The organism is Enterobacter cloacae complex sp. GF14B, assembly GCF_004136805.1.
Taxonomy (GTDB): Bacteria; Pseudomonadota; Gammaproteobacteria; order Enterobacterales; family Enterobacteriaceae; genus Enterobacter; species Enterobacter hormaechei_C.
In genome coordinates, this window is record NZ_QFRV01000010.1 from 65933 (window position 1) to 90170 (window position 24238).

35 protein-coding genes and 1 pseudogene are annotated in these 24238 nt (G+C 46.3%); 6 read left to right on the forward strand and 30 right to left on the reverse strand.

Going from position 1 to position 24238, the window contains the following annotated elements; translation table 11 throughout:
* Positions 1–145: 145 nt before the first annotated feature.
* Positions 146–322, reverse strand: coding sequence for a hypothetical protein (locus DD606_RS25920; RefSeq protein WP_001371930.1), 177 nt, complete (start codon positions 320–322; stop codon positions 146–148).
* A gap of 612 nt (positions 323–934) precedes the next feature.
* Here DD606_RS25920 and DD606_RS05735 point away from each other — a divergent pair.
* The 5 genes from DD606_RS05735 (at position 935) to DD606_RS05755 (ending at position 3737) form a co-directional block, all read left to right on the forward strand.
* Complete coding sequence (locus DD606_RS05735) at positions 935–1777, forward strand: DUF5417 domain-containing protein (protein ID WP_326848579.1); 843 nt, start codon at positions 935–937, stop codon at positions 1775–1777.
* Positions 1778–1872: 95 nt separating this feature from the next.
* Entirely contained in the window at positions 1873–2475 is a 603-nt protein-coding gene (locus DD606_RS05740) for a hypothetical protein (protein ID WP_001371889.1), read from the forward strand.
* A gap of 59 nt (positions 2476–2534) precedes the next feature.
* Complete coding sequence (locus tag DD606_RS05745) at positions 2535–2885, forward strand: hypothetical protein (protein WP_000743059.1); 351 nt, start codon at positions 2535–2537, stop codon at positions 2883–2885.
* Positions 2886–2931: 46 nt separating this feature from the next.
* Positions 2932–3135 carry a hypothetical protein gene (locus DD606_RS05750; protein WP_001015183.1) on the forward strand — a complete coding sequence of 68 codons (204 nt, stop codon included), beginning with the start codon at positions 2932–2934 and terminating at the stop codon, positions 3133–3135.
* Positions 3136–3416: 281 nt separating this feature from the next.
* Complete coding sequence (locus DD606_RS05755) at positions 3417–3737, forward strand: hypothetical protein (RefSeq protein ID WP_000332796.1); 321 nt, start codon at positions 3417–3419, stop codon at positions 3735–3737.
* Between the two features lie 608 nt (positions 3738–4345).
* Here the strand turns inward: DD606_RS05755 and DD606_RS05760 are convergent.
* The 29 genes and pseudogenes from DD606_RS05760 to DD606_RS05900 all read right to left on the reverse strand — a co-directional run bounded on the left by DD606_RS05760 (position 4346) and on the right by DD606_RS05900 (position 23715).
* A complete protein-coding gene (locus DD606_RS05760; RefSeq protein ID WP_223152483.1) occupies positions 4346–4465 on the reverse strand; it encodes a type I toxin-antitoxin system Hok family toxin in 120 nt (39 codons plus the stop codon).
* Positions 4413–4523: pseudogene (locus tag DD606_RS26405) on the reverse strand (DUF5431 family protein); the annotation flags it as partial. The gene DD606_RS05760 and the pseudogene DD606_RS26405, both read right to left, overlap by 53 nt.
* A 335-nt stretch (positions 4524–4858) precedes the next feature.
* Positions 4859–5464 carry a hypothetical protein gene (locus tag DD606_RS05765; RefSeq protein ID WP_000137794.1) on the reverse strand — a complete coding sequence of 202 codons (606 nt, stop codon included), beginning with the start codon at positions 5462–5464 and terminating at the stop codon, positions 4859–4861.
* A 216-nt stretch (positions 5465–5680) separates the two neighbouring features.
* Entirely contained in the window at positions 5681–5962 is a 282-nt protein-coding gene (locus DD606_RS05770; RefSeq protein WP_000703842.1) for a hypothetical protein, read from the reverse strand.
* 145 nt (positions 5963–6107) lie between these two features.
* Positions 6108–6284 (reverse strand): hypothetical protein, encoded by a 177-nt coding sequence (locus tag DD606_RS25925; RefSeq protein ID WP_000802040.1) that lies wholly within the window; start codon positions 6282–6284, stop codon positions 6108–6110.
* Between the two features lie 53 nt (positions 6285–6337).
* Positions 6338–6649, reverse strand: coding sequence for a hypothetical protein (locus DD606_RS05775; RefSeq protein WP_000633161.1), 312 nt, complete (start codon positions 6647–6649; stop codon positions 6338–6340).
* A 222-nt stretch (positions 6650–6871) separates the two neighbouring features.
* Positions 6872–7072 carry a hypothetical protein gene (locus DD606_RS05780; protein ID WP_000814953.1) on the reverse strand — a complete coding sequence of 67 codons (201 nt, stop codon included), beginning with the start codon at positions 7070–7072 and terminating at the stop codon, positions 6872–6874.
* 39 nt (positions 7073–7111) lie between these two features.
* On the reverse strand, positions 7112–7336 hold the full coding sequence (locus DD606_RS05785; RefSeq protein ID WP_000551490.1) for a hypothetical protein: 225 nt from the start codon (positions 7334–7336) through the stop codon (positions 7112–7114).
* 54 nt (positions 7337–7390) lie between these two features.
* Positions 7391–7594 (reverse strand): hypothetical protein, encoded by a 204-nt coding sequence (locus DD606_RS05790; protein ID WP_000781547.1) that lies wholly within the window; start codon positions 7592–7594, stop codon positions 7391–7393.
* Between the two features lie 552 nt (positions 7595–8146).
* Positions 8147–8638, reverse strand: a complete 492-nt coding sequence (locus DD606_RS05800) for a DUF3085 domain-containing protein (protein WP_001371932.1) — start codon at positions 8636–8638, stop codon at positions 8147–8149.
* Between the two features lie 4 nt (positions 8639–8642).
* Complete coding sequence (locus DD606_RS05805) at positions 8643–8954, reverse strand: DUF957 domain-containing protein (RefSeq protein WP_001165367.1); 312 nt, start codon at positions 8952–8954, stop codon at positions 8643–8645.
* A 516-nt stretch (positions 8955–9470) separates the two neighbouring features.
* Complete coding sequence (locus DD606_RS05810) at positions 9471–9791, reverse strand: hypothetical protein (RefSeq protein ID WP_000071366.1); 321 nt, start codon at positions 9789–9791, stop codon at positions 9471–9473.
* Positions 9792–9969: 178 nt separating this feature from the next.
* Entirely contained in the window at positions 9970–10200 is a 231-nt protein-coding gene (locus DD606_RS05815; RefSeq protein ID WP_001371935.1) for a hypothetical protein, read from the reverse strand.
* Positions 10201–10371: 171 nt separating this feature from the next.
* Entirely contained in the window at positions 10372–11265 is an 894-nt protein-coding gene (locus DD606_RS05820) for a hypothetical protein (RefSeq protein WP_000252081.1), read from the reverse strand.
* Positions 11255–12367, reverse strand: a complete 1113-nt coding sequence (locus tag DD606_RS05825) for a toxic anion resistance protein (protein ID WP_000609386.1) — start codon at positions 12365–12367, stop codon at positions 11255–11257. The genes DD606_RS05820 and DD606_RS05825 overlap by 11 nt, the downstream gene beginning before the upstream one ends.
* Entirely contained in the window at positions 12364–13173 is an 810-nt protein-coding gene (locus DD606_RS05830) for a toxic anion resistance protein (protein ID WP_000368643.1), read from the reverse strand. Before DD606_RS05830 ends, DD606_RS05825 begins: the two co-directional genes overlap by 4 nt.
* A gap of 570 nt (positions 13174–13743) precedes the next feature.
* Positions 13744–14355: a DUF6012 family protein gene (locus DD606_RS05840; protein ID WP_001371923.1), complete on the reverse strand. Its 612-nt coding sequence runs from the start codon at positions 14353–14355 to the stop codon at positions 13744–13746.
* Between the two features lie 110 nt (positions 14356–14465).
* On the reverse strand, positions 14466–14999 hold the full coding sequence (locus DD606_RS05845) for an HNH endonuclease (protein ID WP_000241452.1): 534 nt from the start codon (positions 14997–14999) through the stop codon (positions 14466–14468).
* A gap of 54 nt (positions 15000–15053) precedes the next feature.
* On the reverse strand, positions 15054–15248 hold the full coding sequence (locus tag DD606_RS05850; protein WP_000159617.1) for a hypothetical protein: 195 nt from the start codon (positions 15246–15248) through the stop codon (positions 15054–15056).
* A complete protein-coding gene (locus DD606_RS05855; RefSeq protein ID WP_000172888.1) occupies positions 15245–15556 on the reverse strand; it encodes a hypothetical protein in 312 nt (103 codons plus the stop codon). Before DD606_RS05855 ends, DD606_RS05850 begins: the two co-directional genes overlap by 4 nt.
* Positions 15557–15618: 62 nt before the next feature.
* On the reverse strand, positions 15619–15858 hold the full coding sequence (locus DD606_RS05860) for a hypothetical protein (protein WP_001180999.1): 240 nt from the start codon (positions 15856–15858) through the stop codon (positions 15619–15621).
* A gap of 249 nt (positions 15859–16107) precedes the next feature.
* Positions 16108–18492, reverse strand: a complete 2385-nt coding sequence (locus DD606_RS05865) for a phosphoadenosine phosphosulfate reductase family protein (protein WP_058672131.1) — start codon at positions 18490–18492, stop codon at positions 16108–16110.
* A 165-nt stretch (positions 18493–18657) separates the two neighbouring features.
* Entirely contained in the window at positions 18658–19107 is a 450-nt protein-coding gene (locus DD606_RS05870; RefSeq protein WP_000182312.1) for a hypothetical protein, read from the reverse strand.
* 50 nt (positions 19108–19157) lie between these two features.
* Complete coding sequence (locus DD606_RS05875) at positions 19158–19949, reverse strand: hypothetical protein (protein ID WP_000774871.1); 792 nt, start codon at positions 19947–19949, stop codon at positions 19158–19160.
* A gap of 229 nt (positions 19950–20178) precedes the next feature.
* Positions 20179–20436 (reverse strand): hypothetical protein, encoded by a 258-nt coding sequence (locus tag DD606_RS05880; RefSeq protein WP_001052325.1) that lies wholly within the window; start codon positions 20434–20436, stop codon positions 20179–20181.
* A 65-nt stretch (positions 20437–20501) separates the two neighbouring features.
* Positions 20502–20828: a hypothetical protein gene (locus DD606_RS05885; RefSeq protein ID WP_000556022.1), complete on the reverse strand. Its 327-nt coding sequence runs from the start codon at positions 20826–20828 to the stop codon at positions 20502–20504.
* 242 nt (positions 20829–21070) lie between these two features.
* The gene (locus DD606_RS05890; RefSeq protein ID WP_000834113.1) at positions 21071–21391 is read right to left on the reverse strand and encodes a hypothetical protein; all 321 of its coding nucleotides are present in this window, start codon (positions 21389–21391) and stop codon (positions 21071–21073) included.
* Between the two features lie 294 nt (positions 21392–21685).
* On the reverse strand, positions 21686–22936 hold the full coding sequence (locus tag DD606_RS05895; protein WP_000104393.1) for a site-specific DNA-methyltransferase: 1251 nt from the start codon (positions 22934–22936) through the stop codon (positions 21686–21688).
* Between the two features lie 170 nt (positions 22937–23106).
* Positions 23107–23715 (reverse strand): hypothetical protein, encoded by a 609-nt coding sequence (locus DD606_RS05900; protein WP_000833775.1) that lies wholly within the window; start codon positions 23713–23715, stop codon positions 23107–23109.
* Positions 23716–24166: 451 nt separating this feature from the next.
* Here DD606_RS05900 and DD606_RS05910 point away from each other — a divergent pair.
* Positions 24167–24238, forward strand: a 72-nt coding sequence (locus DD606_RS05910; RefSeq protein ID WP_001568368.1) for an IS1 family transposase, incomplete at its 3' end; no start/stop codon positions are given.

Genomic DNA, 24238 nt, shown 5'->3' on the forward strand with positions numbered 1-24238 from the left:
TGGCTAAACCGGTGCGGGTCTCTTGTAAGTCGCAGGGGATTGAGGAGATATAGAGGTAAACCGGTACGTTCAGTTTTTGGATTGAGCCGGGCTTTTGGCCCGGGCTTAAGGAAGCGGAAATTTGAACGAACTGGCAGGTAATGATTTATGCCGCCGACAGCTGGCCGTCAGTGCTTTGCTGTTCTGGTTTGACAGTTGGGGGATAACCGGCAGTTAGCCGCTGGCATTCCGCATCACAGAAAGCCCTGAGGTTGCTGAAGACGGACTCCATGAAATCAGCATGAGCATACGAGTCTACAGGACGTGTCTTGTTATCTTTCATCTTGTTCTCCTCAATCATTATTAAAACCAGCGGATTTAGTTCCTGGCGCTCCATCTGCTGACCGGCTTTCCCAGAGAGCAGCGATGTGTCGGGTTCTGTTTCTCATTTTATCGTTTTCATCGGGCCCATCCGGCCGTATAAGAGACCGATTTGGCATGTTTAAGAAACGTACTGGCGACATTAAAAGCTGAGGTTGGCTTTGGAATAAAAGGATACTTTTCCCGTTTGTCAGGTCTTTCGCTACCGCTGCACGATGATTCTGTCAGGCATTCTGCGCCCTCCTTGGCTGTACATCTTGAAACAAGCGGTGGGATGTTCCCTTCCCCCTGCTCACCGCAGAATAATTGGCAAGTCCCGACGGTCGTTCCGTACGAGCCGGGTCCAAATAATGAATAAATACAACGCCACTTCAATTGTATTGACAATAGAAGTTAGGAGGATCATAGTGTCATTCATGGTGCGGCTTTCGCACCACCGCCCCGGCGGTACCGGGCAGAACTGGAGTACCTCATGAAACTTTCCCGTCAGACGACTTCTGATACTTCTGTTGATGGCCGTTCACGCGCATATGCCTGGGGCCGTGTCCATTATTTCATTATCGAACATGCACCAATGGCTGAGCTGGTCGCTATTGACGAGCTGCTGGAAAAAGCTGGCTGGAGCAATGACGGCTGTCCGAACTATGAGAAAGATGACGAGTTTGGTAATGCTGGTTACAGCTGTGGTTACTGGATCGATATTGACAGCGTGGGAAGCTTCAAGGCTGACTACAAACGTCTTAAGGGTGAGATTAGTGCGCATATCGCCTCAAAGGCGGCAGAGGTGGAGATCCGCGTACTGGACTCGATGTCCGACAAAGAATGTAAAGATGTTGCCTCGGTGGCATGTACTGTTCGCCGTGACTTACGTACGCAGTCCGAATCGCTTCATTCACTGCGTACTATCGTAACGGTTGATCATTACAATCCCTATGTGATCACCAGCCGCCCGCTGAGCATTTCCGCCTGGACACTTATCCACGACTGTCTGAAAACCGGCACCATCAATGACGTCTGTTCACGGTTGAGTTCATTAATCCTGCACTCTGAAGCCGCGATTGCCCGTTGTAAGGGAAGCTCCGACTACTCTTCGGAACACGCTCAGCTATCGTTTTTTGCTGGTAACGACTATGTCACCAGACGCACCCTTGTTGATGCAGCTCACGAAGAGGCTCTGCGAATGAACCGCCGCTTTGATGAACGTATTGCAATGAACGCGGATTCTGATGCCAGAAGGCTCCAGTGCGAATTCAACCTGAGCAACCATGTCGTACAGCGTCGGACCGTTGAATCTGCTCATATCCAGGCAATCAACGAAGACGTCACCCGTTCACAGGCGGAACCACGCTGCCCTGGAAAGCTTCTTCTGAAAATGACCAGTCATGAGGAAGTGCGGGACTCACTGAGCACCTGTTAGTCCAGCGACACCCCCTGCGGCTCTACTACCGGGCCGCAGTCTGCTCCGGCCAGATGGTGCCAGTGGCGTAATGAATTTGTTTAATAAGGCTGAGTATGATGAATAAAGAACAACTAATCGACAAACTGGAACGCGTGGTATGTGGTCAGTACTCCTACGAAATGCAGGAGCTTGCGTATTCGGCCCTCTGCTGCATTAAAGGCACCCCGGACGACTGCGCTAAGTTCCCTGTTACGCGTCCGCTGCCTGACACCTTAGTGGACGTATGGGACGAGATCGGGCAATACCTTGGCACAGGCAAAGCCATTGAAACTCGCAGTTGCGGCGTTTCGCTTCTGCTTCATGGACACTGCTACGATTCAAATCATGTGCTGTACTGGCGCAATGCTGGCGCACTTCCAGCAGCTTGCGATACGCCACTGGCTGGTGGGTCTCGCAAACTGTTCACCTGCTCAGCCTGTGGAGTGGACGGTCTGGATGAACCACCTGAAACCAGTTGCCACTGCTGCACAGAGGGGGCCCACTGGATTGAGAGCAGGCTCTTCACCTCCGGGCAGGCAGACCCTGAAGAATTTAGACCCGTGGCGGTCGTGAAAGAGTGTGCAGGCTCAACGCCGGATGATCGGCTCATCTGGAGCGTGATTGAACAGCTCAACGGCGAACTGGCGGAAGGCGATAAACTATTTAAGCGACGCTGACAGATCACGTCAGCATTTATATCAGACGAACTCCAGAATAATTTAAAGCAACCATGAACATGAAAAAGCCCAAAGCTGCATTACAGAATGCCATGAAAGAAGATGTGCCAGCTGTGACACAGATTCAGATGCGATCTACGGTTTCCAGAAAGGTTCGCTATGTAAAACAGGCAAATCGAGAGGGTCTGAAATTATCTGAGTGGATGTCGCGGCATCTCGACGCTGTCTGTGATACCGCAGATGAGATTCATAAAGGCAAACGCTCAACTCCGGTTGCGCCTGGGAAGATTCCCCCTGAGGTATACCAGGTGATATACGATCAGTGCGGCGGGTTCGTGGAGTGTGATGCTAATGCCCAGGTAATCTGGGAAGCCTGCCGTGATGCCATTCTTAACGGAGACAAAGGGTAAACGGCAGGTATCGCCTGTCATTTTTACCCTTGTGAGGAAAATCCTGATGAACCATGAGAGCCGAACTGTATACCTGAACACGGCCATTGAGGCCCTGTTGAAAGCTGAGGCGGCTCTGAACGAGCTGGCATTAGCCTATGTACTCAAACCAGGTGAAAAGGCAAGCGCATGCCATCCCCGAACCGGTACGCTTTCCACAGCTTCCCAGGTAAGAAAACTTCGCCGTGTTCTAGAAAAAAACAAGTTATGACGGCCCTTATACGCTGGCATAATGTACCGTGCTTCGCTCATCCCAGCAGTATGGGTTTTAAACTCTTCCATTTTTAAGAGTACGGGAAGAGCCTTATTATTGTCGCATACCCTACGGATGCATTGCAGTTCAAACCGCTGTTCGGTGCAATTATTGCTGTATCCGGCGGATTTGAAAATGACAGAAATAGTGATGTAAAGCTCCGCCATTAAAGAAATGCCCCGTAGTTTGGCGAATCAACTTTCTGAATTATCTCGATGAACACCATTTAAGGAAATCGAATGTGTGATTTTTGCAGGGCTGACGAAAATTACTTTCATATGGCAGAATGCGTGTATGACCAACTGGTTAAAGAGTATCCCGTAATGTGGCTGCGGGATTCAACCCGGATCGGGGCCTGCTACCTCTGTCGAGAACTGCTGTCGCCGGAGGGGATGGTCCTGGCGATGCAGAGCGCTTTCCCTGCGAAGGGATGGCGGCTGCGTATTTGGTACAATGAAACCATTGACGAAGAGATAGAACCGCAGCGTGGAGACTGTATTGAGCTGTCCTCCAGGGCGGACGCTCTGCTGTCCTTCATGTCGTTCCAGGAAAAGGTTTAGCGCTGCGGCCCCCCTCACAAAAAGGCGCTTTCCGCGACAAATCTGGTACGACCGGACAACGTTGAGTCAATTCTTGCTTCCCCGCAGAAGAATCCCTATGAAGTAAAGTAGAGGTAGGCATTACGCCCACCAGCAAACCTGATAACTGTTCTTTGCGTAACATCCTCAAACTTCTGGTGCCTTCGTAGACTGCGATGCGAATGCCCATGAGCTGAATTCACCGTATCATTTGACCGGATGCAGCGAGAACAGAAATGACAATGTTTGAACGATTTGCCAGACGGCCATAAAACTCTACTGGGTACAGAATAAGGACTGACCGCAATGGCTACGTTCTATGAGCTACCGACCAGTGAGAAGTCCATTGTTTCCGGTACGTGCCCGGACGAGCACCGGTGAAATTTTTCCCGACTGGATTACGCTAAGGCTTTTGAACGGTTTGCGTGAAGTGGGACTCTTTGGGTCTGGTTCTTGATTTATACAAAAGGCTATATGCCACAAGACGGGAGGAAAAAAGGGTTTCCCCGACTGGAGAAACCCTTTCAAAAGGTGCCGATGGCATACTAATCCACACCCCGAAAAGAGGGGGTTGCCCCCCTCTTTGTCAGCTACTTACCGGATTCGTAGGCCAGGATAGCAGATACCTCCCTTGTTCCGTCTTTCATCCGCAACTCGCAAAGCGAGTTTCGTGTGAGCCAGGTGAATATCAACAGCGTTAAACAAACTATTAATATGCACAAAACAATGGGTTGGTTCGGCATTTTCATGGCCTTCTTCTCCTTGCATTTAAGCAGGCAAGAGGCTACTCTGAATGTGACTAGCATACAGGGGCCTCGGGTTAATTGAAAAATTACTCGGGGCTTTCTGCTTTTACCACAGTCAAACAGTGTTACCGCTGGCTGGGGCAAAAGCCTCCAGCACCAGCGTTATTATACCACCCTGCCCTGATCAGCCAAACACCCCGCCTACATAAATTACTGATTTTTCATTTATTTGACATGATTCACTTCCGGTTGTCGGCGAAAGTCATTTTATACTAAAGAAAAGGGTAACGGGCAGCTGCTGGGTCGGAACATACAGTGCAGTTCCTGCCCGTTTAATTTCCGGATGCAATGGTAGGATCAGGAGGCACTGCTTCCGTTGATTAGGGAAATCTTATGTGCCTGAATACGGCTGTATTCGAGATGGGATGCAATATTACAGATGCGCTCCAGTCGATCATGCAGCCTCGTGTAGGTCAGTCGATGAATACCGGACATTTCATCAAGTAGCCAGCGCTTGATGTAAGGGTTACAGGAAAGCCGGGCAAGATCGTCGTCATCCACTTCGTCAAAGAACCAGTACTGCTCCATCGGGACTACCTGAAATATCCACGGCCGGGGATAGTCCCCTGTGACAACCAAAAACCATGCAAGAAAGCATAGACACAGCTCAACGACCATAAGCATCGAAAATTGCGAATAACTTAGACCGGGCACATAGGGTGAACTATCCGCAACATACCCCCTGAGCAATTCCGCCACAAGGTAGCCCAATAGCGTCAAGGCCAGCATCAGGGTCAGGATTAATCCCCCATTAAACGCTACCGAAGCCTTTTGAACCCGATCAGGTGCTGTCCGGCTGCGATAGTTGGTCACTACTCTTTCTACAAGTGCCCTTATGGCAGCCTGTTCTTTACTGACATCAGCTCCGGAAAAACCGGACGGGCTTTTATTTAATTCAGTCATACCCCACTCCTGTTATGTGCTCTACTTAACAAACACGTAGATCATACAGAGCTCACGGACGCACTCCTGCCAGATAAAGGAGGGAATTTGGCTGTAAGACGGTTAGCCAACAGTTCAGGTTATGCGTGGGATCCGCCCAGTCAGAAAGGATTCCGTTAATAACAGGCAAGGTTAAAGGCAGATGGACGGTGAAATTGTGGGTGCTAAAAGGGGGTATTACTCTTTTTCCTGCATAGCGGTTTTTTCAGCCCGGGTGGCCAGACGAACATTTCCGAAAGGCTCACGGACAAGCAGTGGCTTCTCCTTCTTCCAGCCCCTGATAGCCGTTTCTCCAAACCGACGTGGTGCATTGCCGTTCCAGCGAGCAATCACATGGTTATCATGAATTTCAATAATGACAACGGGGTGGACAATGACCGTTGAAATGGTGGTATTTCCCATTTTGGTACGGGTTACAGACCAAACCTGCATCCCGGATTCCAGCTGGCTGATTTTCATATTATATCCTTAAGCCATCACGAACTGCGCCACAAACAATTAATGTGGCGCAATTTACCATAAACAATAAACATCAGATACCCGTGAAAAGATTTCCCTTTATTTTAAAATTCTTCTGGAGAAAAAATGATATTTCCAGAAGAGGTCAGCGAAATTCAGAAACGGCCATCACAATGGTGCTGCGCTGACGCTGGCGTTCTGCCTTGCGCTGCCTGCGGCGATAGATCTGTTTTGCGCTGACGTAAGGGCAGTCCTCACGGGTATACCAGCAGCAGCCGCAAGGTTCGGGCCGGGGTTTTCCGGCAAGTCCAAATGGTTTCATCAAGTCACCTTTTTAATGTTTTTAATGGAAAGATACTTACCTAACCCATTGTTTTATAGGAAATAACGTTGTTGCATAAACAGATACAGATAACCCTCAGGAGAAAACATGCAAAGGTTATCAGTGATAACCGCGTCCAGATACCGAGTGTCAGTCTGTAAACGTTTTATCACCAGAAAATGTGCTGCCGCAGCCTTAATGCCAGAACTACCGTTTACAACATTATGTATACCCGCTTTGAATAACGAACGAGCATGAATTACCTTTTCCCGGGCCGCTTCGATCTCAGCATTAATAACGCATTGCCGCGCCTGGATGACTGCCTCTCCGGTTAAATCGCGGAAATTCATTAGAGATGTGATCATGATTGACTCTCCAGATTATGTGGAATCATTATAACAACTGGCACCACGCCACAAATAACCTGAGATAAATTCTTTGAAATATTCCTATATATAAGGAATTACAGTCGGAAAAGAAACAATGAAATAGCGCCGACCGCTTAAAATCGATAAATTAAAATGGACGGCACTGGAATGAAAAACTGAAAGTAGTAAGACCGTAATTATCCTTCACGGATGTAAGCTTTAAAAGAGGAGTACTGGCAAAGCTTTGCCAAGTACTTCGGCGGTTGTGTCTACGATTTTACGGATGTCATCGATCTGCGAAGGCTTATTCAACACCACCGTAAAAAGCTCTCCTTCGTTATCAGCCTGCTCGCAGTTTCCGTATCGGCTCCCGTCGTACAGCTGCACAATACGTGACATAGAAGACTTTGTTTGTTTCATGGCTTTGCACCTGCTTTTAGGCAGTTTGGTTACTGGTTATCAGAAGCTGGTTTCATGCGCTTCCGGCTGGGACACGAACTGGTATTTGACGCCGCCAGGCACACCTACTGCTTCGGCAATAGAGTCGCAAAGCCGCGATAAATCATTTAGTGTCATCGGATATTCAATATCTACTGAATATAAAGCACCTGCATTTTCAGCATCTTCGATGTTTTTATACTGGGCACTAAATATAGCAATGGTCTGAATTTCGTGGTTATGCATGAACCGGTCCTTATTAAATTATAAAAGCCACCCGAGAGTGGCCTGAGTGGAAACTTAAATCTGTGAAGTATATTTGAGAGATTTTTTGCGATCCAGATGCCGGGCAACAATGGTTCCGATAACAAGTAGCGTGATGACCGCACTGAAGAAGGTGCTGTCAGGGACGCCCTGGAAAAAATCACTGAAACTGTAAACAATAAAAATCAATGCGCAAAAATAGAAAACGATACGAACATAAGGGGTAAAAAACATTTTCATCGGTTGCCTTCCATTCAGGGAGAATTCTCAGTAATTACATCACACCTGAAGAGAAACTATTTTCGTATAAATGAGCATTTTCGACATATCAGAGGGGGGTTTTACTCATAAATGAGGTAGTAAGGGTCACACTTGAGATGAAAGTTACTTTCCTGGCTGCGAACGAACTATCTCAAATGTTAGAGGTGTGCGTTCGCCTTAAGAGCTTCATGCCCTGAGGAGCTCAACTTGAGCCGATAGTATAAACCTGGCTCCAGATGCCTTACTGGCTGGCATAACTCCACGAGGCCCAGCCGGAACAGGACCGGAGAGCTCCTGCACGTCACATCATCAGGATTCCCCATAAACGTACGCCGTTCTCTGGCCCGTCTGAAATTGCCAGAGATATCATAGATCGTGCCGGATGCCATCCGTCTTAACACGTAAATCTGCGCCCTTGTAAGCTTCTGGGCGGAACTGCTTAAACCTGACATACCTTCCCGGCCTTATATAAAACAATCCGCCAGCAGCTCGACTGGCGGACAATGTTTGACTGGATACAGCAAGGACATACTATTTGCTGACAAGTTTGATATTGGTTTCACTCATTCGAAGTCGAAACTCCTGAAAACCCTGCTCTACCGCTAACTCCAGCCACTCAACGGGAATGGTATAGCTACAATCAGACCCACCCAAAGCGGCATCACAAGCGTAATCCCAGTCCTCATCCAGTTTTGGATTCATCCCCTGGGCGTAAGCCACAGTATCGCGGGATGCGGGAGAGCCCTCAAGCTCAGCATTAGTGATCAGGTATACACCATGACTGTGCGCGAGAAGCACTTTTGGCACCAGATGTGTGCTGGCAATTTTTGAGGATGAGGGAAAGAAAACCCTACCAGCTTTACGCGCCTCTTCTTCAGTCTGTCCCTCAGCGTTAAGGAGGGCTCCCCCCGGATAGCATGCCGGGTCATAGATCTGATCTGGGGTGACCGAAAACGTTTTTGCGGTGCGAATTTCTTCGATCAGTTTATTGATATCTGCCATTTCAAATACGAGAGTGGTCACAGGCTTACTCTCCCTCTTCAGTGGACAACATCAGATACTTTGTTGCCAGCAGAAGCTCTCCCACATCCTTGAGGGACAATTCAGCTTTGCCTTCTACGGCAAGCTGCAAGCGCTGTCGAATTGCATGAACAGAATCTGAAGATAAAGATGCCATTTTGCGCAAAACGGCATTAGCCTTTTCTACAGCAGGATACAGAATTTCTGAGTTGGTATTATCTTCGTCATTATCAAAGATAATTTCAGAATCCATATTGATGTTATCTTCAAGCCAGCTTGAAAGCACTTCAAGTAATGACATCACCTTTTCAATTTGCATATCGCCTCCTCTGTTAACATGAAACAAATATAACAAAGTGGCTTACCCGGCTAATAACCTGAGCAGAAAGTTTTCGAACTTAGTTTGAAAACAAGTTTTCTGCTCAGGTTAATGTTAAAGTCGCTGGGTAAAAGATAAAAGGCACTGAAGATGATTTAAGCATCAAACAGACTAAATAGGATTCCGTCTTTTATAACGCTTTTAAAATAGAATGAATGAAATATAAATTTTGCGTTTAAGAATGAACGCTGTAGAGGATGATTTATCCAGTGATATGCAGTTTGTGGCCTTTAAAAAGGCTTTATTATGGACTTGAATTGCAAAGAGAGCACCGACATTTTTCTGGGGGCTCCCGCAGAGAAAAAGCTGTGAGGTTATGAAGACGTATAGGAGGTATTCGGCGAAATACTGTATGGCCACAGGAGAGCTTCAGCACCCATATCCTGCCGCCTCGCTCGCCTGTGGTGATTTCAATATGTTCTACGTCATACCACGTAGTTGTATTTCTCACTTTGTTTATGCTTCCTGACACCGCGTGAACGCAATCTTCGTCTGGATGCGTTCATAGATGGAAAACTGCCTTTCAATGGAATCGGCATTAGACAGTAATTCATGAAGCTCAGCAGAATCTGTATCAGGAACGATAGCGACAGAAACTCCATATTTACGCCCAGTTCTGATCAGGTGCGCAAGTTTTTCCTTCTCTGATTCTGTGAGCATTGCCAGATCCCTTCCGGATACCTGCTCGATAAATGGACCAAGGTTTTTCGGAAAAAAGGGTTCGGCATCAGAATTATGTACCGGGAGCGTTTGCGGCTTATCGAAGCTATTGGACATGAAAAGAACCTTTATAGTTAGAGAGGTGGAGACTGAATGCGTAGCCCATTAAAATTAGTAGTGCCACACTCGAATGCTAATCATACTTTATGATGGCTATGGTAGGAATGGCCGTCAACTTAAACCGCCAGAAGCGAGCCATTCACCGTTAAAGTAACTTTCCCGTATGATGTTCTTTTTATGGAATGAGTTGTTCACACTCCTCTTTAAGAGCCGCCCTGGAACGAGATCGACAGACTTTGCTTAATGAAGAGCGTAATTGATGTTCATCAACCCCATCAGCGACAAACTGACCAATTTTCTTTTCAAGACGCTGCATTGCCTCATAAAGCTTGGCATCAGTATTATTTTTAAGAAACCTCAGTATATAATCAGCAATAATTTGAACAGGAGTAAAGTTACACATCATGTATCCTTAATAAGTTGTGTAAAAATAAAACCATAAAAAACATAATCAGAAGTAGATTATTATACTTGAGTAAGCTTTTCAGCTAACAAGCTGGAGAAGCAGATTCCGGTAAATTACTACATATTTGATAAAAGTTACTGAATAAAAAAGCCCAGCGTACCGGGCTTTCATTCAATTTGATTCTAAGAATCTGACTCGCCGCCTGATTTTTATACCAAGAAGAGCGAACAAAACGCCAACGAATGCGACGGGACTACCTACTTTAAGACAATTAACCGACGCTTTTGAAAAGGTATGTGATTTAGACATACGTTTTTGCTCATAACGAATCGCAAGTGGTGAGACGGATTTATCTAAAGCTGTCTTTTCCAATGCATAACGAACTTTCACGGGAATATTTGACTGTAATACACCAGACATATACGCCCTAACAACATTCTGTGTTAACTTCACATCTGGCTTGCCGAGTTTTATATGTAGTTGCGCCTTTAAATAGTTTACAGATACCTCTTCGCCTGAGGGCCAATTACTATCATTTAAATATGCGACAAGTTTATCGTATTTTTCATGTTTTACATATTTCTTGATAACCTTTACAGTCGAAGCTGAAGTGGCATCAGTCTCTTCCGAACCTAAAGCAGATGTAAAAACTGACAAGCCGATAAGAAAAGCGCCAGCAATTAGAAGCATCGGGAATATCTCACCTATTTCCTCCCCCTTTAAAATTTTAAAGGCAGTTGAAGAAACTACTAATAGCCCCATAATCCCTAATAGCAACTTAGAATATGTAGTTAGGAAGCCTCCAAATGCATCGCCAAAATCCGAAACCACTAACTTATCTTCACCTTCAGATGAATTGAAGAATGACAAGGGCACATCAATATCAAAGTCCAGAACTGAAGGTGAGAGGTGTAATGACAGCAACCACAAGCAAAGACCAAAAATCATTATCAGCAGGCCCGCACCAAATATCGCGAAACCTGAATTTCTAATCTTTATAGACCGGTGAAAAAGAAATGACAGTTCACGGGAAAAATCGTCACTACTCTTAAGGTTACGCACCATGATCTACCCCTTTTTGTGTCAGTCGGGTGCGCAAATTCTCACGCATGGCAAGAACCTGTTTTTCTGTTTCCCTGAGCTTAATAGCCCCTTCTCTCTGGATTTTAACAACATCGCCAACCGTCTGGATAAGCGTATCCTGCACCTCTTTAAGGGTGCTTATATCAATAACCAGCCGTTGGTTTGCTTTCATAGTTTCTACTGCATTGCGATGCAGTAATTTTGCATTACTACGGAGTAACTCATTGTTGGCATTATCGATATCATTGGCAAGATTTACAGCGTTACGCTGTCCATTTAGAGAAATGGCTAACAGAAACTGACGCTTGAAATTAGGGACAGTAACCTCTTTGACGCTATGAAACTTGTCGATAAGACTTTGGTTATTTGCCTGTATAATCCGTACCATTGGCAATACTTGCATAGCAGACTGCTGAGAAACAACTAAATCGCCAATACGTTTTTCTAAATTAGCAATTAGCGTATCCAGATCAGATACTTCCTGGAACTTAGCAGGATTGTTACCAACATTAGCTCTGAGATTTTCTGCTTTTAATTGTAATTCTCCCAGCCTTAATTTACCGGCAGCAATATGTACACCTGTTAAGTGGTGTTCTTTAACGACTTCATCAAACATTTGCTGGAGCGAAATATTATTAGAACCGAGGCTATTCTGTGTAACTGAAACCTCTGAAACCAGAGCATCGATTTGTTCACGAGTTGATTCAAACTGTGCGGCGAAATTCTTCCCACGGGTGCGGATTTTATCCAACAAAGGGCCAATAACTGGCAGATTTGAACGACTTTCAGTTAAGTTCGAGATGTTTACATTTCTTGCAAGGTTGATAATTTCAGTTAATTTGCTCCCGGCTTCGTCTAAATCTTTATTGCGAATTTGCTCAAGCAGGCTATCCGCATAATTAGCAGTGTTTTCCCCCATTGCCCGGCCAAAACGATAAACTGTTCCTGGATCATCGGCATTAATGCATTCCGCGACGGCTTTAATCTCTTGTTCATCTTGCTCATTCAGCCCGAACTTTTCCAGTTCAGCGGAAGTCAAAGTAAAAGCAACAACCTCAGTTTTGGTGGTCAAATTATTAATCATTTTTGGAATCCCTCTAAATTTTGTCGCAGGCTTTTTAGAAGAGCCTCGTGGGCCTGATTAGCTTTTCTAACAATCGTAGGGTCAGTGTTATTTACTGATAACAGCGAAAGTGTGTGTTGCCGCCATACTGGAACCAGGACTTTTATAGTTTCGTTAAAGCGGTCAGCAATATCTATACAAGTCCCGCGAGTGATTTCCATCTGCATGGCGGCCATTTCATGAGACGCAAGCAGTGTTGCCAGGTTAGCTAAACGTCTGGCAAATCTTTCCCTCGGTTTATCGAAGACAAGGCTTAGATCGTCACTATTTTTTTCTTCGGTAGAATCCCTAAGGAACTCATGGCCTGCCTGGATAAAAATTTTAAGGCGTTTGATTTCTGACACATATGTTTCAAGCAGCTCTTCTAAAGCCAGTAGCGTCTCATTCACATGTGTCAGATATCCGTTCCCCTCATTAATAAGATTTTCCACCTTCTCACGTGCGTGTTGGTAACGAACGCGCTTTTCAAGGTGTTTGCCCGTAAAGCGGGAAAACCAGGATGGATTGCTACTGATAGAACGTGGATCTGCCTCCGCTAAGGCACTTACGATACGGTTCAAGGCTCCTGATAAAGCGGTAACTGCGTCTTTCTCCAGAAGATTTGAATACTTATCCATAGCCTTCGAAGATAAAGCCGAGTCGCCGTAATGGCTTATTGCCCCAGCATTAAGCAGAAGACCGGGTATAAATTCTTCTTTGAGTTCTGCTATCGATATGTTGCTGCTGTCAGTTGAAACGTTCATTTTTGCCTCAAAATGGTTATCCATGACAGCCTATCATTTACCGTTCTGCTGATTTTTCGGTTAAAGCGCCAAAACCTGGGTTTATCCGTTTTCGAGGCAAAAAAATAGAATCTGATCCTCACGTAACCCTTTGCCATTCTGATTAAAGGAGAAGTCCCCTACTGTCTGTGCACTGAATTCAGCACTGGATGAAGTTAGGACATGAAGTGCACATAGATCCCCTGCTTGACCTACCAATCACCGCCTTCAATGTTTAGATCTGGTGACCTTACAGCGACCATTTCTCTAACCGGATGGTCATTGTTGTCGTGGCTGCTCCCCAACAGCAGGCTTACCGTTCCGCTGGCAGAGTAATACATCGCGTCAGGAAAGTGCTCCCTGACCTCCTAAAGCAATTTGTTCATGCTGTTAGTTAAACGATAAAAGCGTCGGGCTGCGTTCGGCATAGCTTCTTCCAGGAGGTCAGAAGCATCAATCTCACGGCCGTTTATAACGCGGAGAATATCTTGCTCATCCATAGGTTACTCCCAGGCAATAAATCAAAGTGGCCAGGCAAAAGGAGACTCGCCTGGCATCAAAAAGAATAAAAGGTCGTTACGAACTGATAATGATGGCCTGGTCAGTTTGAGGAAGTCGGTTTCCTCTGATGAATGCTGGATGGCTTAAACGAGCAGATGACATGGTCATCGCCAGAAATGTCTCTTCACGCGAACGCAGCAATTCCCCCCATGAATAGGTTTCCCATACGTCGTGGGAAAGATCGGATTCCTTTATGTACCTTGACTGCATTGTTGGTTCAAAATCGACGGGAGCTAGACTGTCATAGGATGGATGTACACGGTACCCCAATTCTTCCTCCCTCTGATGGTATGCATGTGCCAAAAGGACATCATGGGAGACCAAGTCATAGTCTTTGTCCTGAACGAGCGTTTTTACGGTATGACTAATTTTTCCAAAGCCTTCAATTTCCCAGATTGTTATCATTGTGAACTCAGTTAAAGTCCGTGGGCTTTTTACCAGAAAGCCATTTAATGCACGTCGCCCCTTCAACATGACAACGTGGTAGGACTTGTTGGGATAAGGTTTCATTGCCACCAGCGAATCAGCTTTAAGCTCAAGTGACAATTCAGGTACAGAAACTGACACGAGAGTACACTTGTTTTTCATATGGTGAAGAATACGGGGCACAAGATGCAGATACATCATTTTCTCCTTTGAAGGATATACCAGGCAGCTCCTCAGCAGCATCAAAATATTTAAATCACTCTTTAATTAGTAAACCACTGCTGATTAACTTCTTTTATGTTTCACAGAAATTATTCGTTTTGTTTCTGTTCGTTATACTGCTCAAACCAGAAGACGACCGGTTTTTCTACAATATGAAGCAACCCAAAACGTTCTGCGGTACGGAAATTCACGCTATATGCGCGAGCCCGTTCAACCTGTTTGGTAATTTCTTTTCTCATTCCTTCAACACTAAAAGCTCCTTTAAAAAGGTTGCAGGGGGCGCATGATGGAAATAAGTTTTCTATAGCATGCAGTTCAGGGTGCATAACCTTACCCGTACTTCGGGCAACATGAGTTACGCCGCTGCCGACAGGGGCTCTCACCAGTTCAAAGTCGCGTCGAACAGGCTCAACATGATCGGCATGCCACCCTTTTTCAGGAAGCTTGCAACCACAATAGGCACAACGCCCCCCAAATTTCATTCGCAGCTCAGCTCGCTGTATTTTAGAGATCTTATTTTTAGGTTTTGAGAACCTACCATCAGGTGATTCAGCTTTGGATAACTTTGCTGAGGGCTCAGGTAATTCAACTAAATTCCCGTTGATATTTATCACCTTGACCATATCATTTTCCGCCTTTACTAAGCTCACGGGCACAGGAACTGGCTTAAGTAACCGCTAAAGATAACAGCCACTGACTGCATCTACCCAGACCTTCTGTTTATACTCAATAGGCCACCCCTCTTTATCTGCCCGGATGACGCAATCATTTACCGTGGTGCGTGACCGGATACGAACATCAAGCGGAAGCGAATCGTTATCCACACGAGCCTGTGCCTCATTTAAAATGCGTAAAAACATCTCTTTGGTCATTCAGATACCCCCTCAACTTTGCGAATTTTGATCAGATGAGGGCGACTCAGTTTACAAAGTTGTTCTGTCGCTTCATCAATCGAATTGAACCGATGAGCCTCTTCGATATTTAAAGTCCAGTATTTCGCTTTCCCTTCTCCCAGATCGGACTCAAAATAATTTCGCTTTACATCCATTTTTTTAGGCCTGCCATTTATCTTGACGACATTATGTCTGTCATCAAAAAGAAATTCGTCCCCCTCAAAAGTGATTAATACAAATGGCCCCTCAGGCTTGGAAGTCCGGGAACTTTCCATTTTCAAAGTCATACTTCAGCCTCTCGATAGAACTCATGAAACGTCAAATTAAAATGGACTCACACCACACTGATTCAGTATTCCTCCTGAACCCCATTAGGCTCTGTTGTGATTTCATATTTAATTCCGCCAGGTGCTCCCACAGCGTCCGCGACCGACTCACACAGCAGCGAGAGATCGTTGAGGGTCATTGGGTGTTCAATGTCCAGCGTGAAGAGTTTCCCGGCTTGCTTGGCGGCTGTCTTGTCAGCATGTTCGGCATTAAAAAGGTATACGGTGTGTTTTTCCTGAGCGGGTGTATTTTGATTTTGCATTGATGATCCTTTTGTTTAGTTCCCCGATTCCGGGGGTGAGTGAATTAATTTAAATTTATATTCGTCTGGTTTAATTAGAACGTTTCCACGCTATGCGTAAACAGGTAATGCAAGGGCTGTATCAACAGGATTAAAGTTACTTTTCTGGATGCAGCAACGCTTGGACATGATGTCCACATTACATCACGATCAAAGCTAAGTTTTTTTTGTATAACCCCTCCATTTTCGTGTGTTTCGCGTTTCAGACGCTTATACGACCTGCTTGACCATCCTCATCAGAAGGCGGTTTAACAGTCCTTTCGCTGTCGGGCGATTGCTATCGACATAGTAAAAACCTGTTTTGGTCGTACCGTGAGCACTGCTCAGCACCCTCAGTTCCCAGATAACGTCACGGATAACGCCGCCATTTTCTGGCTTAAGGCATTCAGATAAATGGCGCATGAAACGAGCTCTTACGGCACGGTAATAGCGGAACTCCTCTGGCTGGTTAGTATTTTCTTTCACCCGGAGTCGCTGGTTACACAGAGTTAGAACTGCATCCATCATTCCCGCCTTCAGCTTCGCCTGGATCGCACCTTGTTGCTGTTCCCTCTCACCTTCGAGTAACGTTAAAATTCTTTCTCCGAGTGCCGTCTTGTTGTGTACGTGCAACTGAACACAGGCAGCTACGCATGCCCAGAATCTGAACTTTTTTATCTGTCCACGCAATTTCCGGGCTACAACCTGACGGTATGCAGAATCACTGAGTATTTTAAAACGCCGACTGGCAACCAGCTCTGGAAGCGACACTCTGTCGCCTATCCCCAGGCGGGAAAAGGTTTGTCCCCGTTGTGCGAGACGATGATAGACAGCGCCCTTGCCTTTTGAAATTCGGACCGCGCCATAACGAAGAAGATACTGAGCAGCAGTCGTTGGAGTAAACTCACCGTCAGCGATGCGCTGGCGTAACCCGTCGTATTCATGCCAGATAATCCAGGACGCCGTATCTTCTTCAACAGTCAGCTCATCCTCTTCCTCGAATGCCACGACGACAGAACTGCTCTCTCCGGTCTTTAGGCTACGTGAAGCCCTGGGGTCAGCCTGCCCGTCAAAATAGGTCATCAGCGGCAACGTATCAGTCAGTCCATCATAAGCTGTACCGAACCGGCCTCCGGGCAGTTTCATCCAGAGTGGAGCTGGCATTGGTGTACGGGGCACAGGCTGCATGTCAGGCTCATCCTCAAGAAGGTCCAGATCGGCCTCTTCCCAGACCCTGCGATAGATCTCAATTGCCCGAAACGGGCGAGGGTTGAAACAGTGCAACGACCAGAGGAAATCAACGTGGATCACGTTTGCTTCCTGTACAAGCCGAAATTGTGGCTCAGCCATACGACGGTTATAAGCCGTATCGTCAACCTCGCCGGAAAGTAGCTTTCTGCGATGCTCTGCCGCACGTCTTGCTTCAACATAATCAAGGCTGCAACAGGCATGAAAAAGACGTTCAGTCAGGGACGAAGAAAAGATATTGGGTTGAAGACGCACATATCCGCCTTCGAACACTTTACGACCGATATAATCCCGCAGGCTCCAGTCGTACTGGATCTTAGAAAGAAATCGCTGAAGACGACTCAGGCCAGCCTGATAACCGTATTTCTCCGGGTCAGTTCGAAGGAGCGTTTCCATTGAATGGTCAACCCCTACTGCTGTGCAAAAGGAGCACCCATATCGAGCCCCACAAGCTGATGTTCGAGTGGGTTTCTCCGGCGACCAGATACACTCCCCGGTGGCGTCTTTATAAAGCGTTGCCAGGCTGAAGTTATCCGGCATAAAGCTTGGTAAAGGGAAGCGTGATTCGGAACCACAGGCCATCAGAAAAGACCAGATGTCCTGAGTGCGCCACTCCTTTACCGGATAGAGTTCACCACCGTGCTCAGTCAGGGTTACTTTCCTCGCCTGCCCTCCCATTTTGAGGATATTTCCGGCCCTTCGGGCACTTTCATCATCCCTGGAGCCCAGCATCAGGCATACCCTGCTTCGAACGGATGCCGGGGCGTTTTTCAGGTAACGAGCTTTGGCCTGGCGCAGGGGCGCGATTTTGTAGTCGGTTGAGCACTGTCGGGTAGAAGAATTAGTCCAGGTCGGAAGTCCGCGCCCAGTCAGAATGCGGCCGACCCAGCTCTGCGTAAGAGACGGTCGGGCGACAAGGACTGTGACCGGTAGCTGGTGTTCAGCAATGAACATTCTGAGCTGGTTGAGAACCTGTGAAGCCTGATAGTGCATCTCAGGGTTTTCGATCAGCGTATCGGACATCTGAATGAAATGATGTTCGCTGATATTTGTGCCGTTACGTACTGCCCTGATCAATGCCATCAGAAACAGGTGCAGAAGAGAATGGGAGTCTTTGCCGCCACTGTATCCCACGCACATTGTCCAGCCGTCCGTAATAGCCTGATAAATAGCAGATGTGGCTGACATGACCAGAGAAGAAAGACTCACAGTCTCCTTTTCATCGGTATAGTTCAGATCGGCATCGGTTGTCAGGGTCTCCCAAACATCCGCCCATTTATCATGTTTCAAAATGGCAGCATTAGCCGCCTCAGGAAAAATAACTTCTGAGGATAATTCAAGGAATGAGTCGCTTTTTTCAATAAACATATATTTTCCTGAACCACGGTATATGCTGCATCACTGATATTATTAGAACTTTAAAATAACTACAGCGCAACCATTTAGCGAAATTATATTAAATCAAAATCACGCGGATTTAATGTCAATATATATAAAAATAATCCATTGTAATTTAATCACCCGGCACAGCTATTAGTTATAGGTTGGCGGCGTAATAAATGCCGTATTATTTGTTTTCAACTCAGACAGCGGAATAAAAGGAGTGTTAAGAGTCATGTCATCACCACAATGGCGTGGTAGAGCTGAAAGCTGAAATGAATCTTTCATCACCCTAATAACCGGGCATTCCGTACGTGCTGATGGCATTACTTCCCGCAGCATCGCTTCCTGCTTTATGCTGTCGCTATGCTTATATTCATCCATGTCTTTTATTTCTTGAATTTCATCTTCACCACAAAATGACCAGTTAGCGTCATAGAAGTAAAACTCAGTTAAATGAAGATCGTTTTCTTTCACGTATGCCGCCAATTTGCGGATACGCTGTTCAAGCATTGTATCTATCCGTAAGGAAACACTCTGCGGAACGTCACTTGCAAATTCATTGATACAATCAACGGTAGAAACTATGAATTTATTGGTCATGGCAGGCTCCAGGCCACCGGGGAAACCGGTGGCTACGGTAATTGGCAGGCTTAAGCGCCGCAAAGGGTGTCAAGGGAAGGGAGAAGCTTGCTCAGCTTGTCGTAATCGAGCGGAGACAGTTCTGTAACGAGTTCGACCGAAAGACTAGTGTTGTCTTCTTCACACAGAATATAGATTCCGTCTTCTGGCTCTTTTCCGGCACATGCCTTCAGTCGTTTGTTAACGACCTCCTGGGCTGAATCCGCTACGTCGCAGCTCAGGACATAGCTTGCCACATAGCTGCTCTCACCGTGGTAATGCGTCACTTTACACAGAGCATACTGGATACCGGCTTTGTGAGCCTCATTCATGAGACGAGAAAACTGACAGCCATCCTGGTAATAGTGGGTATCCTTTGTGACCAGAATAGTCATACCCCCAAATTCATCTGTCCGGCTTTTACTGCATGTAAATGCAGCAGTAATTGTTACCATTTCCGAGAGGTCGAATACCGACAGCACGGCAGTTGTGAGGCAAATTGCATGGTCAAGATCAATGGTCTCTCCATGAAAAACTGCCAGCCCACTGCTGGTAACTTCTGTTGCGAACAACAGTTCATAATTGCAGTCTGGGCAGGATGGTTGCCCAAAGCTCGGCTCAGAAGGGTCATACTCAGGGTGGTTCTCGATAATACTGAGGATCAGCTTCTCAGTCAGAGAACAATCTGTCAGTGGCTTATCAAGCAAACGCTCACCTTCTGCAATTTCTGCTTCGGTAACGAATGTGATTGCTTCTTGTGCCATTTTTGCCTGCTCCTGAGTGCAGGGAATAATAAACGACGCCTGAGTATAATTATCTGCCACAGTTGACTCCTTGATTATTTAATTAATGTATTTGATGAGAAGATCATAACAAATACACTAATACCAACTAATAACCTGAAGGCGTTTTTTTAGAAAAAATATTAAGAAGAAGAATATGAACACTACCTCATCTTAAATTAATATCATTCAGGATTAATATTCATTTTTGCAAATAAAAACCGCCAGACGGCGGCTTTTATAAAGAGGGAAATATCATTGGAAGTTGAAATTACTTCACGGCAGGCCGACAAATTACGCGACTGCTGTGAGCTGAAGCGAAACTTGTAGAGGAAACTATAATCACCTTTTCTAAGTCGTCGGCACTGTCAGCAATATGATGCCGGAAAGCCTCCTCTGCATCACCAGGGGAGTCGGCTTCGACCAGGTAGGCCTGATCATCATCATCAAACATAATGCGCCCGGAAATGAGATAAAGTCGGCTCAAATCTGGCGTTGCTGCGCTCGTGCTTCGTTCGTTCAGATTCATTTTTTCTCCGTCTGTTGCTCGTAAAAAGAATGACGCCGGTTTAAAAGGCGTCGCCAGGGTTCGGGCTAAAACGCAGGGTTGCCATCGAGGAAGCTCATTGGCTGGCCAATAGCGGATGCCACCCTGAGAATTTCACCTGGTGTGGCATAACGCAGCATTTCAGAGCGTCCAAATTTCTGATACTCATCTACTGACATCTTTCTCCACTCTGGGTGAGGATCTTTTCCGCACAGTGACCAGTTGCTTTCAGAGGAATCACGACGGAGAACGTACACATCAAGCGAGGCTGTAAGCCCACTTCCATATCCCCGCTGCGCTACAATACGAACCTGAGAACCATCGTCGCGTTGCAACGTCTGGGTTAATTTCGTGATAGGATCCTGAGAATGCATGCCATTTACCTCGTTTTCAAAAGATTTACCGTAAGTAAATGATACCGAATCGAGAATTCTGGCTAATAGGTCAGAAGAAAAAATAATGAATATTTTTGAAGTGTAGGATAATGATTAGAATAAAATGGCCTGAATAAATCGCTAGCGGTTAAATCCGCTTATTTCAGAGAAGCTCTGATTTAGTAGTTAGGGAAAACGATGCGGTGAAAAGTAACTTTTACACCGCAATTCAGAAAAAAGTTTCAATTAGTCACATTACGAATAACCCGGCTTACTTTCGCATGTGCGTTCCCCTGGATGTTAAAGTAAAGCCCCTCAGGCAGACTCGTCGCCCACTTAACTCCTCGCTCAGCCATACGCTTCGGTGTTTCCAGCCAACCACGAGGAATATTGCCCGTAACGTCACCGATAACCCGTGAAATGCATGCTGCTACCCGGATGCCGCCGGGAATATCGCATTCGGATTCAACAATATGCATAACCTCAAATAAAGCACCATGCCGCTGGACATGATCGCCAATGTGCAACTCGATAGGAGAAACCATTTCTGTATCTGACTTCATATCTGTCCACCTTTAATTTAGAAACCGTCTAAATTACCAATATAGTTAATGTACCGGATGTTAATTCAACAAGTTCTGTATCACAACCATCAGTTTTTTTTGTTGGGTCTATATCGGAGAAACAAGTGAATATTGAATACACTCGTTAATACAGACAACCGGAAATGAATGGCACCCTAATTATCTCTGCGGCGTATGCTAAGCCGTTAATATTGTCATTTTATGGTAGAAACAATGCAAAATGAATAAACCGCTTGTCGCTTCAAACCACTTTATCAAAACCGTTAACTTGCATTAAGCCCGATACAGTTCGGCGAGCTCGTCCAGCATGGGGTTACTCTTATATCCCGGTGCGGCCGTAAAAAGGTTTCGGGAAATCGCCAGCCATTCCATGATTTTGTCCGTCGCCAGCCAACGTCTGCCAAGTCGCTCGGCTGCGATGGGAACTTTATGCAGGCCAGCGAAGGGATCTACAACAAGATCTCCCGGCTCTGTCAAAAACTCAATCAGAAACGCTGCAAGCCTGGTAGGAGACGTTGCACCATGCAGCGGAAAACCTAGCTCGCGGGCAATGGAATGGCAAAATCTCGTATCAGCGCAGCTATTGCCGTAAAACAAAGTATTTTTGGGGATCGTTCCTTCTGTTTTATTTCCAAAGGATCCGCTTTTAAGCTGGTACGCCCCATCACCATAAAAGGTCGTGCGATTTTCACCGCCTGCTGCCTGCAATTTAAGATGCTGCTCTGAATGCGGTTGCAGTACACGTAAGTTGTTTGAACGAACCTTACTCGCATCATTGGTAAACCACAGCACAGGCTCATACGATGAGCAGAGCTGCACTCGTTGCTTACATGCCCAGTGCGTTGGCGATGGGGGCTTACTGCGATTCACCCACTGAAGCCTGTCCATGAGCTCAAGCCCCAGCTTGTCACATAATGCCAGTGTCAGACGCTCCAGATACAGAGAACGTGAAGGCCTGCCCCTATTAAAGCTATCTTGAGTGATATTCAATGCCACACTTGCGCCGGGTACAAGCTGTTTCACGATCGGTTCGAGGATACGCAGAAGCCAGTCAATATAAACCTGCTCGCCACGCCCCCCGCCATGCCCGTAGTCTCTTGAATTTCGAAGGAGGTAAGGCGGCGAGGTCAGGCAAAGATGAATTTGCTCTGTGATATTGCTGAAGAAGGCATAGGCGTTTCCAAAAACCGATGCCCCAAGAGAAGTTGAGAAACCGACAACACAGAGCTTTTCCCATGACTCGTGTAGGTTTGTTTTCGTCTTAGAGGAGTATCTCCAGACGCCCCGTTTTTCTGGAACGCGTTCGATGACTCCGGCCTGCCGAAGAGTCTGCTGAAACCAGCGTACTTTGTGTTTGACGCCGCTGGTTCTGGTTTTATCTGACCCAAATTCTTTCAGTTCGTGCAATTCGGCATCCGACATGCCAGTTTCACGCTGCACTTCGCGATAAAGCTCGTCGTTGCTCAACGGCAATTCGGAGGCTGCGTAGATCCGTGCAATTAAATCCGTAGAAATCGTGCTCATCAGCCATCCTTAATGGAGATGCAGTTTAAATATCGGCCTGATGGTTGGAAGGGGGATTACTAAATCAAACCGATCTGTTTATTTATAGGCTTTGTCAGGTCATGCAGCACAGCTGGGCATGCGCAAAGAGACCCAGTCTTCTTTAGCGGAGACACCTTCAAAAGTTGTACTCAATCAGCCCCAAGATTTTGAAACTCAATGTGCTTTTGCTCACACTCCTCCCTGCCCCACGAGCCCTGCCATTCACAGATGTCCCGGTACTTAATTTCCAGCTTATCCATCTGTGAGAGGTTAGCTGTTGCGAAGTCTGGCCATATGTCGTGCCAGCATGCGTTGTACGTGACGCCTGCTGGTGGGCAATACATCATTGCATCAGCATGGATAATTTCAACGCGAGGATCGTTTGCAAACGAGGCCGCAACGAGGTTAATAACGTCCTGTTCTTTTTCAATTACTGTTACATGGGTTACATCTTCTTTTTGAAGAATGGCGTGAAGCACCATCCCCAGACCAAGACCATTAATGAGCACGCGCCCGGTGGCTCGCTCTAAAAAATCCTGGCAGGTTCTGATCTCCATCGGGGTATTGGACATCACCACATCCCAGCCGTTGGACAAACGCCGATATCTACCGGGCGGGATAAACTCGTCTGTATTACCTGTATACTCGGCACGAAGGGCGAGGCTCATCGCCTTATCTGCGGTAATTTCGAATGTGTCCAGTTTCCAGGTTCCGGACGTGCCGTCTTTAACGGGTAAATCAGAAAAGCAGCTCTTCATCAAGGCAACCAAAATTCCAGTAATGTTGTTACGCTGAACCTATCACAAACCTGCTCTTAATACAGTTATCAGGAGTGACAGCGATCTTTGAGGAATCGTTTAAATCACGGGCATCCTGTAGCGGACGCCCGATATTTAATCAAATGTCGCAGGTGTTAAAGGAAGCGTTGCAAAGTTGCAACGTCTTCTGGAGCAACCTCCACGCAGCTCCTGACACTGTAGTGATTTTCGCCGTTGTAGTCGTAAACCCCACCGTCTTCAAAACTCAGCTGTTCAAGCTCGCCATGGCACTCTGAAATGAGTGCCGTCTGGCAAGCATTTTTCTCACAATCGCTGACGAGTAACCGAACATAGCTATTCTCATGGTCGCCGTTTCGGTTCTGGATTTTAACGATAGGTGATGCTGCCAACTTACTGATTTAGTGTATGATGGTGTTTTTGAGGTGCTCCAGTGGCTTCTGTTTCTATCAGCTGTCCCTCCTGTTCAGCTACTGACGGGGTGGTGCGTAACGGCAAAAGCACT

Excerpts from the sequence above, each read along its gene's own strand:
- DD606_RS25920 (WP_001371930.1), bottom strand. The coding sequence starts at position 322 with ATGAAAGATAACAAGACACGTCCTGTAGACTCGTATGCTCATGCTGAT.
- DD606_RS05745 (WP_000743059.1), top strand. The coding sequence starts at position 2,535 with ATGAAAAAGCCCAAAGCTGCATTACAGAATGCCATGAAAGAAGATGTG.
- DD606_RS05785 (WP_000551490.1), bottom strand. The coding sequence starts at position 7,336 with ATGCATAACCACGAAATTCAGACCATTGCTATATTTAGTGCCCAGTAT.
- DD606_RS05880 (WP_001052325.1), bottom strand. The coding sequence starts at position 20,436 with ATGAATCTGAACGAACGAAGCACGAGCGCAGCAACGCCAGATTTGAGC.
- DD606_RS05750 (WP_001015183.1), top strand. The coding sequence starts at position 2,932 with ATGAACCATGAGAGCCGAACTGTATACCTGAACACGGCCATTGAGGCC.
- DD606_RS25925 (WP_000802040.1), bottom strand. The coding sequence starts at position 6,284 with ATGAAACCATTTGGACTTGCCGGAAAACCCCGGCCCGAACCTTGCGGC.
- DD606_RS05735 (WP_326848579.1), top strand. The coding sequence starts at position 935 with ATGGCTGAGCTGGTCGCTATTGACGAGCTGCTGGAAAAAGCTGGCTGG.
- DD606_RS05770 (WP_000703842.1), bottom strand. The coding sequence starts at position 5,962 with ATGAAAATCAGCCAGCTGGAATCCGGGATGCAGGTTTGGTCTGTAACC.
- DD606_RS05860 (WP_001180999.1), bottom strand. The coding sequence starts at position 15,858 with ATGCAAAATCAAAATACACCCGCTCAGGAAAAACACACCGTATACCTT.
- DD606_RS05870 (WP_000182312.1), bottom strand. The coding sequence starts at position 19,107 with ATGACCAATAAATTCATAGTTTCTACCGTTGATTGTATCAATGAATTT.
- DD606_RS05845 (WP_000241452.1), bottom strand. The coding sequence starts at position 14,999 with ATGGTCAAGGTGATAAATATCAACGGGAATTTAGTTGAATTACCTGAG.
- DD606_RS05810 (WP_000071366.1), bottom strand. The coding sequence starts at position 9,791 with ATGTCCAATAGCTTCGATAAGCCGCAAACGCTCCCGGTACATAATTCT.
- DD606_RS05815 (WP_001371935.1), bottom strand. The coding sequence starts at position 10,200 with ATGATGTGTAACTTTACTCCTGTTCAAATTATTGCTGATTATATACTG.
- DD606_RS05740 (WP_001371889.1), top strand. The coding sequence starts at position 1,873 with ATGATGAATAAAGAACAACTAATCGACAAACTGGAACGCGTGGTATGT.
- DD606_RS05890 (WP_000834113.1), bottom strand. The coding sequence starts at position 21,391 with ATGAAGTCAGATACAGAAATGGTTTCTCCTATCGAGTTGCACATTGGC.
- DD606_RS05805 (WP_001165367.1), bottom strand. The coding sequence starts at position 8,954 with ATGCAAATTGAAAAGGTGATGTCATTACTTGAAGTGCTTTCAAGCTGG.
- DD606_RS05895 (WP_000104393.1), bottom strand. The coding sequence starts at position 22,936 with ATGAGCACGATTTCTACGGATTTAATTGCACGGATCTACGCAGCCTCC.
- DD606_RS05825 (WP_000609386.1), bottom strand. The coding sequence starts at position 12,367 with ATGATTAATAATTTGACCACCAAAACTGAGGTTGTTGCTTTTACTTTG.
- DD606_RS05885 (WP_000556022.1), bottom strand. The coding sequence starts at position 20,828 with ATGCATTCTCAGGATCCTATCACGAAATTAACCCAGACGTTGCAACGC.
- DD606_RS05755 (WP_000332796.1), top strand. The coding sequence starts at position 3,417 with ATGTGTGATTTTTGCAGGGCTGACGAAAATTACTTTCATATGGCAGAA.
- DD606_RS05790 (WP_000781547.1), bottom strand. The coding sequence starts at position 7,594 with ATGAAAATGTTTTTTACCCCTTATGTTCGTATCGTTTTCTATTTTTGC.
- DD606_RS05830 (WP_000368643.1), bottom strand. The coding sequence starts at position 13,173 with ATGGATAACCATTTTGAGGCAAAAATGAACGTTTCAACTGACAGCAGC.
- DD606_RS05840 (WP_001371923.1), bottom strand. The coding sequence starts at position 14,355 with ATGATGTATCTGCATCTTGTGCCCCGTATTCTTCACCATATGAAAAAC.
- DD606_RS05765 (WP_000137794.1), bottom strand. The coding sequence starts at position 5,464 with ATGACTGAATTAAATAAAAGCCCGTCCGGTTTTTCCGGAGCTGATGTC.
- DD606_RS05820 (WP_000252081.1), bottom strand. The coding sequence starts at position 11,265 with ATGGTGCGTAACCTTAAGAGTAGTGACGATTTTTCCCGTGAACTGTCA.
- DD606_RS05900 (WP_000833775.1), bottom strand. The coding sequence starts at position 23,715 with ATGAAGAGCTGCTTTTCTGATTTACCCGTTAAAGACGGCACGTCCGGA.
- DD606_RS05855 (WP_000172888.1), bottom strand. The coding sequence starts at position 15,556 with ATGACTTTGAAAATGGAAAGTTCCCGGACTTCCAAGCCTGAGGGGCCA.
- DD606_RS05780 (WP_000814953.1), bottom strand. The coding sequence starts at position 7,072 with ATGAAACAAACAAAGTCTTCTATGTCACGTATTGTGCAGCTGTACGAC.
- DD606_RS05775 (WP_000633161.1), bottom strand. The coding sequence starts at position 6,649 with ATGATCACATCTCTAATGAATTTCCGCGATTTAACCGGAGAGGCAGTC.
- DD606_RS05850 (WP_000159617.1), bottom strand. The coding sequence starts at position 15,248 with ATGACCAAAGAGATGTTTTTACGCATTTTAAATGAGGCACAGGCTCGT.
- DD606_RS05865 (WP_058672131.1), bottom strand. The coding sequence starts at position 18,492 with ATGTTTATTGAAAAAAGCGACTCATTCCTTGAATTATCCTCAGAAGTT.